The following is a 13,515-nucleotide window of genomic DNA, read 5'->3' on the forward strand; positions in this document are numbered from 1 at the left end:
GGCTTGCTCGCGAAAGCGGTGGATCAGTCAATACATCCGGTGACTGTCACACCGCATTCGCGAGCAAGCCCGCTCCCACACAAGCCCGCTCCCACATTTTGATCTGCGCTTTAGTGCATCTTGCTGTGATCCATGGTTTCCGTCGCATTCAACGCACGGGCTTGGGCCTTCACTTCGATCGACTGCTTTTCACCCTTGGCATTTTCCACGGTGACGGTCAGCGGCACCTGGTCGCCTTCCTTGATCTGGGCGGTGAGGTCGATCAGCATCACGTGATAGCCATCTGGGTCGAGCTTGACGGCCTTGCCGGCGGGCAATGGCACCGAGTCCACCGGGCCCATGCGCATCACGTCGTCCTTCATGGTCATCTCATGGATCTGCACGGTCTTGGCGACCGGCGAAGCCACGCTGAGCAGTTTGCTGTCGCTGTCGGCGGTGACGGTCATGAACGCACCGCTGGACGGCTGGCCCGGTACCGAGGCGCGTACCCAGGCGTCGGTGACCACTGCCTGTGCACTGGCGTGGGCGGCGAGGCCCAGCAGGGAGAGACCGAGGGCGAAGCGCTTTAGGTGTTGAACGGCAGTCATTAGCAGACCTCCATGACGGTGAGCAGGTCTTCTGCGCACTCTTTGGCGTTAAGCGAGGCAGACAAGCCCAGGCGCAGGGTGCCCCGGGTGTCGAACACAAAGCTGGTGGCGGTGTGGGAGAGGGTGTAGCTGTCGCCGGCGGGGATCTTTTCATAAAAGATCCCGAATTCCTTGGCGGCCACGGCGATTTCTTCCGGGGTGCCATACAGCGCCTGGAAGCTGGGGTCGAAGGCCTTGACGTAGGCGTCGAGTATCTTGGGCGTGTCGCGTTCCGGATCCAGGGTGATAAACACCACCTGCATGATCTTGCCGTCGCGGCCCATCAGTTTTTTCGCCTGGGCCATGCGCGCCAGGGTGGTCGGGCACACGGCCGGGCACTGGGTGAAGCCGAAGAACACCACCGGCATCAAGCCGCGGAAGGAACTCAAGGTGACGGTCTCGCCGTCAGTGTTCTTGAGCTTGAAGGTGCGGCCCATGATCTTGTCGCTCAGATCCTTGCCGTACTTGAAGTTCAGTTTCGGGCTGTTGTCACAGCCGGCCAGCAGGCCCAGGCCCAGCAATCCCATGCCGGAGAGGACTTTGCGGCGGGTGAATAACGTACTCATCAACTGTGCATCCTGTGAAGCGCCTGGGTACCACGAAGCGTTAAATCAGGCGAGGAGAGCGTGGCATTCTAACAACCCGGGCCTCTGGGCGTAATCTGCGACGTTCTGTCACAGGCCCTGCCGAGCAAGACCAAATGTGGGAGCTGTCGAGCTTGAGCGAGGCTGCGAAGGGATCGGCTCGGTATTCCTGCAAGACCGTGGCGCCTGCATCGCAGGCTCGCTAAAGCTCGACAGCTCCTACAGGGGGAATGGTAAAGTCGCCGCCATGAAACTCTCCCGCCCGGACCGTTCACTCATTGCCTGGACCCTGTATTTTTGCGTCCTGTTCAATGTGTTCGTCTGCGGTTTGGGCCATGGGCAGATGATGGGGCTTGAGCTCAATGGCCTGGGCAGTCAGTTCTGCTCAAGCCTGGGCACCAAGGCGCCGGCCTCGGATGCCGGCCTGGGCAATCCGACGGCCAGCAGTTGGTCGAACTTCTTCGCCTGCCCGGTGTGCTCCGCCGTGACGCTGGGCATCGTCTTCCTGTTTTGCCTGGCCTGGCTGTTGGGCCTGGGGCAAAAGCCGCGCCCGGCCCATGAGCGGCGCAACAAGGCCCCTCCACGGTATTCCTGGCCCTCGGCCAACCCTCGCGCTTCCCCTGCATTCTGACGTGTGCCCCGGGCTTCCTGATACCAGGAGGCGTTCTATCGTCACGAGTGTGAGTGCGTTCCATGAGCTCTATCCTGCCTTCCGGCGCTGCCCGCCTGGTCAGCAAGGCGTCGCGCCGTCCGTCCCGCGGCGACGTGTTGCTACCGTCTGTCGAATACCCGAGTAACGCCCGCTGTTTCGTCCACCTGGATGCACGGTTACTGCCGTACTGGCACACCTTGTTCGACATCTGCCCCGGTTTGCTCAAGCTCGACCCGCCGGAGGGCTTGAACCTGTTTCGCAGCTTCATGACCTGGGCTTACCGCAACCGTCCCTCCCTGGACTGGACCTACCATGTAAACGTGTGCCGTTGGCTGCTCGGTTCGGTGTATCGCACGCAGATCGATGAAGAGCCCATCGAAGCGTTCATGACGGCGGCGGCAGCCCGTTGGGTCAGCGATGACACCAGCCAGGCCCGGGGCGTGGTTGTGGCCTGGCAAGGCGCGCCGCTTCAGGTGGTGGACTGGAAGCCGGGCAGTGGCGTGGCGCTGCAAAGGCTGCCGCCGCTGCCCTGGGATTTCGCCTGGTGCACGTTGGACAGCCAGGGGCAGTTCAGCGGGTGGTTGCCGGTGCCTTGAGGTTCTGCTCAATCCATTGGGCAACGCTGGTCACGGCGATCTGTTGTTGCCCATTGAAGGTAATGGCAGGGTCCCAGGCCACGCCGTTGCCTTGGGCGAAGGCCACCCGGTATTTCATCAGGTTGTCCTCGGGTGCAGCGGCCAGTTCCGCTTCCAGGTAGCGCACCGACCAGCGTTCGCGTTTGAGGGTGAGCCCCAGTTGCGCATCCACGGTATCGGCCAGCTCGCCGTAGGTCAGGGTGTCTCCGGCGGTGTACACCACCTGATTGGTGATCGGCGGCGTGCTGAACAGGATGCGTGCCGTCAGCAGGCCGATGTCCTCAGGCGTGGTGACGGTGACAGCGGTGTCCCAATCTCCCAATGCATGCACGGTATTCTGCGCCAGGTCGACGACGCCGAAGGACGGTTCAAACAGGAAGCTGGTGAACATCCCGGTGGAGACAATCACCCATTGCGTGCCTTGCTGGGAGCGCAGCAAGTCGCGCACGTCAAGCTGTTCATCCCAGAGGTCCTGGGCCGAACCGCGGCCGATCACGTCGTAGTCCACACCGAACTGCCACGGTACATAACGTTTCACGCCGCCTGCGATGACCGCGCGGGTCAGCTTGCGCTGAGTGGCGGGGCCTGCGGCAAAGCCGATGCAACTGATCACGGTGTGATAGTCGGCGAACACCGTTGCCAGCTCGGCCTCGGAGCCATTGGCCAGGTCACCCGCCAGCAGCTCAATGCCCAAGGCGCGCAGTTCGATGATTTCCTGCTGTTTGGCCGGGTCGGGGGAGTTCAGTGTGGCGGGGCGCAGCAACACCGTCACAGACACATTTTGCGGTGCAGCCAGGCGGGACAGTTGGCGCAGTACCGCCAGGCCCAGTTCGCCGGCGCCCAGTACAAGGATCGAAGCAGTCATAGGGGTCTCGGTTCAGGTGAAAGTCATGCCATGCTTGCAGAATTGCCGACCGCGCATAAGAAGGCACACCAGTGATACCGGGAGTAGAAGGTGGATAACGACGAGATCATCAGGCGCTCACAAGCCGCCTGTGAAGCCCTTAGCGCCGATGAAGACGGGCTCAAACGGCAGGTGCTGACCCATGCGGGAAACCGCTGGTCGTTGGGCATCGTGCACCTGTTGGGCGTGAACGGCCGGCTGCGCCACGCCGAGATCGGCCGACGCATGGAGGGCGTCACCCAGCGCATGCTCACGCGGACCTTGCGCCAGCTGGAGCGCGATGGCCTGGTGCTGCGCCATGACTTCCAGGAGGTGCCGCCCAAGGTCGAATACCAGCTATCGGAGTTGGGCAAACAGCTGCTGGTGCACATGATTCCGTTGTGGACGTGGGTGGTGGAAAATGCCGACGGATTCAGGCGATCCCGGGAGCAGTTCGACGCTGATCAGGCGCTGTGATCAAGACGTGGGCCGGCAGTCTGCACGTTTGCTCGCAGGCCCATCCTCGGGAAACAGGTGCGCATGCAGGTAGTCGATAAACACCCGCAGCTTGGGCGTTGGATGGCGGCCCGAAGGCCACATGATCCGGAAGTTCTCTGCTTCCGAACACGCCTCCAGCACCGGCACCAATTGTCCGCTGTCGAGCCATTCACGAATGGCGAAATCCGCCAGGTAGGCGATGCCGATACCTTGCACGGCAAAGCAGATGCGCGCTTCCAGGTTGTTGCAGACCATCGCGGCGGGCAGTGGGAAATCAGCTTCCACCCCGTCCTGGCGCAGGGGCCAGCGCTGCATTTTGCCGGTGTTGGGGTAGCGGAACTTGATGCATGCATGCTGAGCCAGGTCTTCCGGCCGTTGCGGCGTGCCGCGCTCGGCGAGGTAAGCCGGTGATGCTACCAGCAGCATCCGGTAGCCGCCGATCAGGCGCGATGTGAGGCGCGAGTCGGGCGCTTCACCGCTGCGCAGCACGGCGTCGTAACCTTCTTCCACCACGTCCACGCGGCGGTCGGTAAAGCTCAGGTCCAGCTGCACCTCGGGGTAGGCTTTCTTGAATTGCGCGAGCACCTGCAAGAACGGATGGCCCACCAGCGGCAGGCTGACCTTGAGCCGGCCACGAGGCGCCGACACGGTTTGCGAAAGCTCGGCTTCGGCTTCGTCGATCTCCATCAGGATGCGCCGGCTGCGCTCCAGAAACAGCTCGCCCTCGGCAGTCAGCGTGACGCTGCGGGTGCTGCGGTTGAACAGGCGCACACCCAGGCGTTCCTCCAGGCGTACCACGCTCTTGCCGACTGCCGAGGCCGTTACGCCCAGCACGCGCCCGGCGGCGACAAAGCTGCGGGTTTCGGCGACCTGCACAAAAACATTCAGGGTGTTGAGGCTGTCCATCGAGGCTCCGGTTTGGCTGAGGCGAGGCCTGGCTACCTTATCCCGATTGCGGAACAAAAGCTCCGTAGACAGTGGAGCCGGCGCCCCCTTAATCCCGTGAGGACAGGCCCATATCCTTGTGGCATTGCCCATTCACGAGGAATACCAAGATGACCGACACCATGAAACGCTGGGAAACACCTGCATTGGGACTGCACACACTGCGCCTTGCCGACGTGCCACGCCCCATCGCGAAGGCCGGGGAGGTATTGGTGCGCGTCGAGGCCGTCTCGCTCAATTACCGCGACGGTGAAGTGGTCGAAAACAGCATGGGTGCCGACCTCACATTCCCATTCACGCCGGCCTCCGACATGGCGGGCACGGTGGTCGCCGTGGGCGAGGGCGTTACGCGTTTCAAGGTGGGCGACAAGCTGCTGTCGACGTTTTTTGCCGGATGGGTCGATGGCGCTCCGCTGTCCTGGAGTGAAGCGCCGCCTCAGGGTGGCCCGCTCCCCGGCATGCTCGCCGAGTACGTGGCAACACCTGCTGAATGGTGCGTGCATGCGCCCCTCAGCCTCACCGCAGGGCAGGCCAGCACCTTGCCAGTGGCCGCCTTGACGGCGTGGATGGCGCTGTTCGAACTGGGCCACCTGCACGCCGGCCATACCGTGGTGGTGCAGGGCACCGGTGGCGTCTCGTTGTTTGCGGTGCAACTGGCTGCGGCCAATGGTGCCCGCGTTATCATCACCAGTAGCAGCGATGAAAAGATCGCGCGTGCCATAGAGCTGGGTGCCACCCATGGCATCAACCGCAGCCGGGTACCGGAATGGCACACGGCGGTGCAAGCGCTGACCGATGGGCGTGGCGCCGAACATATCCTGGAAATGGCCGGCGGTGACAACCTCACGCGTTCCCTGCACGCGGTAGCCAACGGTGGGCGCATCTCGGTGATCGGCCTGCTGGAGAGTGACCAATTGAATGCTCCGGTCATGGCCTTGCTGGGCAAGCGGGCCTCCATCATCGGCATCTCCGTGGGGCCGCGCCGCGCATTGGAAGATCTGATTGCCATGATCGACCGCCACGGCATCGAGCCGGTAATCGATCACACCTACGGCTTCGAGCAAGTGCCCGAAGCCTTCGCTCATCTCGGGCGCGGTGCCTTTGGCAAGATCGTGATCGAGGTCGGCCGGTGATCTACATCATTCTGGGTCTTTTCGGCCTGTACACCCTGGAGTTTGGTGTGGTCGGTATTTTACCGATGATCGTCGAACGTTTCGGCATCAGCGTGTCTCAGGCCGGGTTATTGATGGGCTTGTTTGCGCTGATCGTGGCGGTGCTGGGGCCTTTCCTGGTGCTGATGGCGTCGCGCCTGGCGCGCAAGAAAATCCTGGTGGGCGCGCTCTTTGGTTTTTCCGTGTGCAGCGTGCTGTCGGCGTTTGCGCCGAACTTCGAAACCTTGATGGCGTTGCGGGTAATTCCGGCGATGCTGCACCCGGTGTTTTTTGCCGCTGCGTTTTCCACCGCGGTGTCCTTGTACCCCAAGGACCGCGCGGCGCATGCCACGGCCCTGGCCGTGGTGGGCACCACCTTGGGCCTGGTGCTTGGGGTGCCGCTGACCACATGGGTGGGCGCGAGTATTTCCTATGAGGCATCGTTCTTCTTCTGCGCTTTGGCAACGGGGTTGGCAGGTGTCGGACTGCTGTTGAAACTGCCCCATCATGAACGCCCGATGCCGCTGAGTTTCGGCAAGCAACTGGCGGTGCTGCGCAGCCTGTCGGTGTGGCTGGCGATCATCGCGACGGTGCTGGTGTTCACCACGATGTTTTCGGTCTACAGCTATGCCGCCGAGTACCTCAGGACCCAGACCGGCATGGATGGCCAGGCCATCAGCATCATGCTGGTGATCTTCGGCGTGGGCGGTGTCACGGGCAACCTGTTGGTGGGCCGGTTATTGGGCAAAAGCATGGTGGCGACGGTGGTGCTGTACCCCATTGTGCTGGCGGCGGCGTACGTGGTCTTGTACGCGTTCGGCAGCCCGTCGTGGTGGTCGATGAGCTTGATTGTGCTGCTGTGGGGCGCTGCGCATACCTGCGGGCTGGTGGTCACGCAAGTCTGGCTGACCTCGTCGGCGCCCGAGGCGCATGAGTTCGCAACCAGCCTGTATGTGTCCTCGGCGAATGCCGGCGTGGTGATCGGGGCGTCCGTGGGCGGGCTGTTTATCAATGCATTCGGCACCACCGGAGTGATCGGCTGCGGCTTGATATTTGCCGCACTGTCATTGCTTGTGATTGGGTGGAAGGCCTTGGCGTTCGGAGGCGCCAAGGCATTGCCCGCAGACCTGTGCGCTGCGCATTAGGCCTGCGGGGCCATGGTCAACGCAGGGTGTAGCCGCCGTCGACCACCCAGTCCTGGCCAAACACACTGCGTGCGCCCTGGCTCAACTGGAACAGGATCACATCGGCAATAGCGCCCGGCTCCAGGAATTGCCCATTGAGCAGGCGCTGATTGACTGTGGTGGCAACGCCGCCCAACGCTTCGTCACTGAGCCCCAAGGTGCTCCAGATCGGCGTGGCGGTGGGGCCGGGCGATACCATGTTCAGACGAATGCCATGGGGCGCCAGCTCCACCGCCAGGGTGCGCATTTGCGCCCGCAAGGCGGCCTTCGAAGCAATATACGCGGCGAGCCCAGGGAAGGTCGCCAGCTCCAGGAATGTACCGATAAATACCACCGACGCCTGGGCGGCCATTTGCTCGCGTAGGCTGCCGAGGGTGTTGAGAGCCGCGGCTCCATTGACGGCCCATTGCCGGTCAAAGGCGGCCAGGTCCAGGCCATCGGCCAGTTGTGCGATCCCGGCATTGGGCACGAGGTAATCCACCGGTCCGATGGACGCCGTCAACTGCGCCAGGCGTGCCTGGTCGGCAGCCTGGGTGACATCCCCCGCCAGCCAGTAGAGCTGCTCGCCAAAACGCTCCGCCAATGCGCCCAATTCGCCAATCTGTCGCGACATGGCGACCACTTGCGCACCTTGTTCAAGCAGCTTGCAGGTGACAGCCAGGCCGATACCTGAACTGGCACCGGTCACTACGGCAAGGCGGTGGTTGAAGTCATTGTTCATGGGGTTCTCTTTATAGATTGCCAAAGGGGCGCGCAGCACTGATCAGGATTCATGCCATATGAAAAGTTCCGATAAATCAGTTGGATATATTTTTTGTAGTCGATATGACACGAGTGTTATGTAGTCCTTATGACGTGCTGTAGTCGTTATGACCAAGGCCCGTTTTCGAGCTGATCGAAGGCTTGGCTTTTTTGCGATAGTTGTTGGCGTTATCGCGATGACGGCGCTGGCACTTTCCTTGGTTAATGGCGGCTGTTTTCTCTACGTCAGGCTCATTACGTCATGTCGCTTATTCCGCGCAAAAAAGTCATTCGCCAGGTGATCGCCACCCGTCAACGCTTGCAAGCCATCAGCGTGCTGGGCGCTACCGGTTCGGTGGGCGTCAACGTATTGGACGTTATCGCGCGTCACCCCGAGCGCTATAAAGTCTTCGCCCTCAGCGGGTTCACCCAACTGGAGCTGTTGAAAAAACAATGCTTGTTGCACCGTCCGGACTACGCCGTGGTGCCCACGCCGCAAGCCGTGGCGACGCTGCAGAAGCAACTGTTGGAGGAGGGCTCTCAGACTCAGGTAGTGGGCGGCGAAAGCGGTCTGAAATTCGTCGCCGGTCACCGGGATGTGGACACGGTGGTGGCCGCTATCGTCGGTGCGGCGGGCTTGAATGCAACGATGGCCGCCGTCGAGGCCGGCAAGAAAATCCTCCTGGCCAACAAAGAGGCACTGGTGATGTCCGGTGCGTTGTTCATGCAGGCGGTGCGCAGCAGTGGGGCGGTGCTGTTACCGCTGGACAGCGAGCACAACGCAATCTTTCAGTGCCTGCCGTCCCATGCTCAACACGGCCTGGCCCACGCGGGCGTGCGGCGCATTCTGTTGACTGGCTCCGGCGGGCCGTTTCGCCAAACGCCGATGGCGCAACTGCACAACGTAACGCCGGACCAAGCCTGCGCTCACCCGAAATGGTCCATGGGCCGCAAGATTTCGGTGGACTCGGCAACCCTGATGAACAAGGGACTCGAACTGATCGAGGCCTGTTGGTTATTCGGCGCCAGGCCGTCCCAGGTCGAGGTAGTGATCCATCCGCAAAGCGTCGTCCATTCGCTGGTGGATTACGTCGACGGCTCAATGCTCGCGCAGTTGGGGAACCCGGACATGCGCACGCCCATCAGCCATGCCCTGGCCTGGCCGCAACGGATCGATTCAGGGGTTGAACCACTGGATTTGTTCAAGGTGGCCCGGCTGGATTTCGAAGTACCGGACGAGAAGCGCTTTCCTTGCCTGGCCCTGGCGCGCGAGGTGGCGGATGTGGGCGGCACGGCACCGGCGTCGCTCAATGCGGCCAATGAAGTCGCGGTGCAGGCCTTTCTGGACGGACGCATCGGCTTCATGCAGATCGCCGAGTGCATCCGGCATGTGCTGGACAAGGAACCGGTGGTGGCGGTGACGGACCTGTATGGCGTCATGGAGGCCGACGCCAGTGCCCGCCGGTGGGCACTCGGATGGCTGAATCAGCACTATCAGCGATGATCAGCCGTAGCTGACCCGGTCGCGAATCTTCAGCACAGCCTTATGGTCGGCCAGCACTTCCGGGAGTGAACTGCGCAGGTATTCCACCCAGGTTTTGATTTTTGCATCCAGGTAGTGCCGGGAAGGGTAGATGGCGTACAGGCTCAGTTCTTCCAGGCGGTACTCGGGCAGGACTCGCACCAGAGTGCCGCTGCGCAGCCCCTTGATTGCCGCATGCACCGGCAGGATGCCCACGCCCATGTCGTTGCTGATGGCGGTCTTCATGGCGTCGACCGAGTCCACCAGGAACGGCGAGCTGCTGATGGTGACGCTCTCCTGGCCACGGGGGCCGTCGAACGTCCAGTCTTCCAGCGGGATCACCGGGCTGACCAGCCGCAGGCAGGCGTGGCTGAGCAGGTCTTGCGGCGTTTGCGCGGCACCATGGTTTTTTATGTAGGACGGTGAGGCGCAGACGATGCTGTAGGTCGTGCCCAGTTTCTGTGAAACGTGGCTAGAATCGGGCAGGTCAATGGCCAACACAATCGACACGTCGAACCCTTCGTTGACCAGGTTCGGCGTGCGGTTGCTCATGCTCAGGTTGAACGTCACGTCGGGGTAGTTCTTGCGGTAGCGTGCGATGGCGTCCACCACGTAGTGCTGGCCGATGCCTGTCATCGAGTGCACTTTCAACTGGCCGGTAGGGCGTGTGTGGGCGTCGCCGGCTTCCAGCTCCGCTTCCTCGACGGAGCGCAGGATTTGCTCGCAACGCAACAGGTAGCGTTTGCCGGATTCGGTCAGTGCGGTACGGCGTGTGGTGCGGTTGAACAGGCGGGTTCGCAGGTGGGTTTCAAGGTTGGAAATGGAGCGCGAAATATGGGTGGTGTTGCTATTCAACTGCACTGCCGCGCCAGTAAAACTGCCGACTTCGGCAACGCAGCGGAAGATGCGCATGTTCTGCAGGATGTCCATCGATGCTCTCCAGGTGGAACGTTTTTTAGTGTGGCATGAACTCATCCACGGCTGTAAACGCTATTTATTGTGGATTTTTACGTAACAGTCATTCACGTTTCTGATGACTTACCGGGGCGCATGGAAGCCCCTAGAGTCGCCGCCCCATTTCCCGTCAGCCGGAAGGTCGCGTGCCTCGACTCACTGTTCGTCGTTTCAATATCGCCGGTAGAGCGGGCCGCTGGCTGGTGTCGCTGCCCTGGCGCCGGGGCTTCATGGAGTGGGCCCGCAGCGATGGGGTGATGTGGATCTACCTGGGCAAGGTATTGATCGCCTCGTACCTGACCCTGTGGCTGGCGATGCGCCTGGAACTGCCACAACCGAGCACCGCGATCACCACTGTGTTTATCGTGATGCAGCCCCACAGCGGGCACGTCCTCGCCAAGAGTATCTATCGCTTCATCGGCACGTTGGTGGGCTCATCGTTCATGGTGCTGTTGATGGCCCTGTTTGCCCAGAGCACCGAGCTGTTTCTCGCGGGCCTGGCATTGTGGGTGGGGTTGTGTTCCGGTGGTGCCGCGCGCAATCGCAACTTCCGCGCCTATGGATTTGTGCTCGCCGGCTACACGGCGGTGATGGTCGGGCTTCCCGTGGTGGGCCATCCGCAGCAGGTATTCATGGCGGCCGTCTGGCGAGTGCTGGAGATCACCTTGGGGATCGTCTGCGCGACGCTGATCAGCGCCACCGTATTGCCTAAAACCTCCAGCGTGGCGATGCGCAACACGTTGTACCAACGCTTTGGCCGCTTTGCCGGATTTGTGCGGCAGCGCCTGCGTGATACCGGTGACCAGGCGGCCTTCGAGAGCGCCAACCTGGGGTTTATCGCCGAGGCCGTTGGCCTGGAAGTAATGCGCAGCGTCAGCGTGTTCGAAGACCCTTACATGCGCCAGCGCAATGGGCGAATCAACCGCCTCAACAGCGAGTTCATGGCGATCACCACGCGTTTCAACGCGCTGCATCAACTGCTTGAACGGGTTCGCCTGCGCGGTGGCGTGGAGGTGGTCCAGGCCGTCGATCCGGGGTTGATCGCGTTGGCCGAGCTGCTCAAACCCTTCGCCGGGCACCCATTGACGGACCGTGACGCGGCCGTGCTGTCCACCGAACTGAAAGTCTACAAAGCCGGCTTGCCAGACCGGGTCCGGCGCCTGCGTGCGGCGTTGCAACATACCGCTCCCGTAGCCGATGACCTGCTGGACTTTCACACCGCGTATGAACTGCTCTACCGCTTTGTCGACGAGCTGCACAGCTACGCCCAGACGCATGCGTCCCTCGCCGATCACAACCATGTGCGAGAGCAATGGAACGAACCGTTTCAACCTCGGACCAACTGGCTGGCGACCCTTGCGGCCGGGTTGCGCGCCGCGGTGGTGTTACTGGTGCTCAGTACGTTGTGGATTGCCACCAGTTGGCCCAGCGGCGCGGCCATGACCCTGGTGTCGGCGCTGACCGTAGGCCTGTCGGCGTTCTCTGCCAACCCCAGGCGCATGTCGTTTCAAATCGCCTGCGGTACGCTACTGGCAGCGGTGATTGGCATTTTCGAAGTGTTTTTCGTGTACCCGATGATCGACGGTTTTCCGTTGCTGTGCGTGGTCATGGCGCCGGTGATCGTACTGGGTTCGTTCTGGCTGGCGAGGCCGCAATTGGCCGGCTATGGCCTGGGCATGCTGGTGTTTTTCGGCACCAGCTCAGTGCCTGCCAACCTGACGCTGTACAACCCCTACGGGCTGATCAATGACTATCTCGCCATGGTGTTTGGCATGTTGGTGTGCGCCGCGGCGGGGGCGATTATCCTGCCACCCAACAGCCCTTGGCTGTGGCGCCGGCTGGAACAGGATCTGCGCCGCCAGGTGGTGGTTGCCATCAGCGCGCCGTTGCCGGCGCTGGGCTCCGGTTTCGAAAGCGGCACCCGCGACCTGCTCAACCAGGCCTACAACTTTGCGGCGGGCAGGGCATCGGTGCAGCATCGCCTGCTGCGCTGGACGTTCGTGGTACTGGACGTGGGGCACGCGATCATCGAGTTGCGCCGCGAGCAGGCCCGGTTGCCGGCGCAGGCCTGTTACGCCGAGAGCATGCCCTGGCGCCTCGCCATCCGGGCAATGGGTCGCGCACTGGTGCGGTTGTTCGTCAAGCCTGGGCCCGGTTATTTGCAGCGCGCGCTGGAGGCTGTCGAGCACGCCATTGAGTGCGTGCAACAGACCGATGAGCCATTCGCCGGGAACTTTGAGACTTCAGCCCTGAGACGGGTGGAAAGCTACCTGCACTTCATCCGCACCTCGCTGCTCGACCCGCAATCGCCGCTGGTCCACTACAACCAGCCGGGAGAAAAAGTGGCGCAATCGAGCGACTAGTTGGCGGGCCGGAAGGAGTCTGGGTGAGCATAAATCTCCATACTCGAGGGGCATGATCTTTCAGGAGTTGCCCATGTACGCCGGTCTTTGCAATCACGCCTGGGTCGCTTCGATCATCGATGGCATTCGTGAACAACGTAGCGCGATCCGCGACCACCTGGAGGCCCAGTACCTGCTGGAAGTCGAAACCGCCCGACTCGCTGCGCGCCGTCGCACCCTGGAGGATATCCGCCGGTTGTGGCACGCCCTGGCGCGGCGTGGCGAATATAACCTCGGGGATCAACTCGACGATTTCGTCGACCGCGACCAGGCCTTGCACGGTGCGGTGGCCGTGGCTTCCCACAACGTGGTCTTGCAGTCGATGTACCGCGCATTCAGCTCTTCGTTCCACAGCCAGTATCTGGCGATTTTTGCCGACAACGAGTTGTATGAGCCGGGGCTTGAAGCCCATGCGCAAGTCGTCCAGGCGATTATCTTTGGCGATGAAGACGCGGCAGTCGAGGCGGTACGCGCGATGTTCGATCCCATGCTGGAAAAGCTCCGCTGGCTGTCGGAGCGAGACGGCACTGCAGCGTGAGTCGTTGTACTCGCAGTTGACTTAAGACCCTCGTGGAAAGCCCGTTCCAGACGCCTGCGCGTCGTCCTCATTGTTACAAAAACTGGAAAAGTGAATGCCCGTTTTGGCGGCTGTTTTCACAACCGCCAGGCCTATATCGTGCGCGCCTCCCGTCGAATGAAAACACTGCAACACACAATAAAAAACGGCTGCCATCACTG

At 61.9% G+C, this 13,515-nt stretch carries 14 protein-coding genes; 8 read left to right on the forward strand and 6 right to left on the reverse strand.

Features of this window, described 5'->3' with window-relative positions; translation table 11 throughout:
• Positions 1 to 110 precede the first annotated feature (110 nt).
• Positions 111 to 587: a copper chaperone PCu(A)C gene (locus tag HX873_RS02895; RefSeq protein WP_003207356.1), complete on the reverse strand. Its 477-nt coding sequence runs from the start codon at positions 585 to 587 to the stop codon at positions 111 to 113.
• Positions 587 to 1,192, reverse strand: a complete 606-nt coding sequence (locus HX873_RS02900; RefSeq protein ID WP_003207358.1) for an SCO family protein — start codon at positions 1,190 to 1,192, stop codon at positions 587 to 589. Before HX873_RS02900 ends, HX873_RS02895 begins: the two co-directional genes overlap by 1 nt.
• A 265-nt stretch (positions 1,193 to 1,457) precedes the next feature.
• On the opposite strand from HX873_RS02900, the gene HX873_RS02905 reads away from it, so the two are divergent.
• The gene (locus HX873_RS02905; RefSeq protein WP_177021989.1) at positions 1,458 to 1,841 is read left to right on the forward strand and encodes a DUF2946 domain-containing protein; all 384 of its coding nucleotides are present in this window, start codon (positions 1,458 to 1,460) and stop codon (positions 1,839 to 1,841) included.
• A 62-nt stretch (positions 1,842 to 1,903) separates the two neighbouring features.
• Complete coding sequence (locus tag HX873_RS02910; RefSeq protein WP_177122353.1) at positions 1,904 to 2,458, forward strand: putative natural product biosynthesis protein; 555 nt, start codon at positions 1,904 to 1,906, stop codon at positions 2,456 to 2,458.
• On the opposite strand, the gene HX873_RS02915 is transcribed toward HX873_RS02910, so the two are convergent.
• A complete protein-coding gene (locus tag HX873_RS02915) occupies positions 2,433 to 3,362 on the reverse strand; it encodes an aromatic alcohol reductase (RefSeq protein WP_003207363.1) in 930 nt (309 codons plus the stop codon). The genes HX873_RS02910 and HX873_RS02915 overlap by 26 nt on opposite strands.
• Before the next feature lie 90 nt (positions 3,363 to 3,452).
• Here HX873_RS02915 and HX873_RS02920 point away from each other — a divergent pair, with 90 nt between their 5' ends.
• A complete protein-coding gene (locus HX873_RS02920) occupies positions 3,453 to 3,857 on the forward strand; it encodes a helix-turn-helix domain-containing protein (protein WP_003207365.1) in 405 nt (134 codons plus the stop codon).
• Here the strand turns inward: HX873_RS02920 and HX873_RS02925 are convergent, their stop codons facing one another.
• Positions 3,858 to 4,784, reverse strand: a complete 927-nt coding sequence (locus HX873_RS02925) for a LysR family transcriptional regulator (protein WP_003207367.1) — start codon at positions 4,782 to 4,784, stop codon at positions 3,858 to 3,860.
• Between the two features lie 149 nt (positions 4,785 to 4,933).
• Between HX873_RS02925 and HX873_RS02930 the strand changes: the two genes are divergently transcribed.
• Positions 4,934 to 5,956, forward strand: a complete 1,023-nt coding sequence (locus tag HX873_RS02930) for an NAD(P)-dependent alcohol dehydrogenase (RefSeq protein WP_003207368.1) — start codon at positions 4,934 to 4,936, stop codon at positions 5,954 to 5,956.
• Positions 5,953 to 7,119: an MFS transporter gene (locus HX873_RS02935; protein ID WP_003207370.1), complete on the forward strand. Its 1,167-nt coding sequence runs from the start codon at positions 5,953 to 5,955 to the stop codon at positions 7,117 to 7,119. Before HX873_RS02930 ends, HX873_RS02935 begins: the two co-directional genes overlap by 4 nt.
• 16 nt (positions 7,120 to 7,135) lie before the next feature.
• Here HX873_RS02935 and HX873_RS02940 read toward each other — a convergent pair whose 3' ends face one another.
• Positions 7,136 to 7,879: an SDR family NAD(P)-dependent oxidoreductase gene (locus HX873_RS02940; protein ID WP_003207372.1), complete on the reverse strand. Its 744-nt coding sequence runs from the start codon at positions 7,877 to 7,879 to the stop codon at positions 7,136 to 7,138.
• A 282-nt stretch (positions 7,880 to 8,161) separates the two neighbouring features.
• Between HX873_RS02940 and ispC the strand changes: the two genes are divergently transcribed.
• Positions 8,162 to 9,403, forward strand: coding sequence for a 1-deoxy-D-xylulose-5-phosphate reductoisomerase (gene ispC, locus HX873_RS02945; RefSeq protein WP_087692420.1), 1,242 nt, complete (start codon positions 8,162 to 8,164; stop codon positions 9,401 to 9,403).
• Here ispC and HX873_RS02950 read toward each other — a convergent pair whose 3' ends face one another.
• Positions 9,404 to 10,351, reverse strand: coding sequence for a LysR family transcriptional regulator (locus HX873_RS02950; protein WP_003207376.1), 948 nt, complete (start codon positions 10,349 to 10,351; stop codon positions 9,404 to 9,406).
• Positions 10,352 to 10,605: 254 nt separating this feature from the next.
• Here HX873_RS02950 and HX873_RS02955 point away from each other — a divergent pair, with 254 nt between their 5' ends.
• Positions 10,606 to 12,738, forward strand: coding sequence for an FUSC family protein (locus tag HX873_RS02955; RefSeq protein ID WP_087692419.1), 2,133 nt, complete (start codon positions 10,606 to 10,608; stop codon positions 12,736 to 12,738).
• Between the two features lie 73 nt (positions 12,739 to 12,811).
• On the forward strand, positions 12,812 to 13,315 hold the full coding sequence (locus HX873_RS02960; RefSeq protein ID WP_003207381.1) for a FadR/GntR family transcriptional regulator: 504 nt from the start codon (positions 12,812 to 12,814) through the stop codon (positions 13,313 to 13,315).
• Positions 13,316 to 13,515 lie beyond the last annotated feature (200 nt).

Origin of the sequence: Pseudomonas sp. P7758, from assembly GCF_013386485.1 — a bacterium.
Taxonomy (GTDB): domain Bacteria; phylum Pseudomonadota; class Gammaproteobacteria; order Pseudomonadales; family Pseudomonadaceae; genus Aquipseudomonas.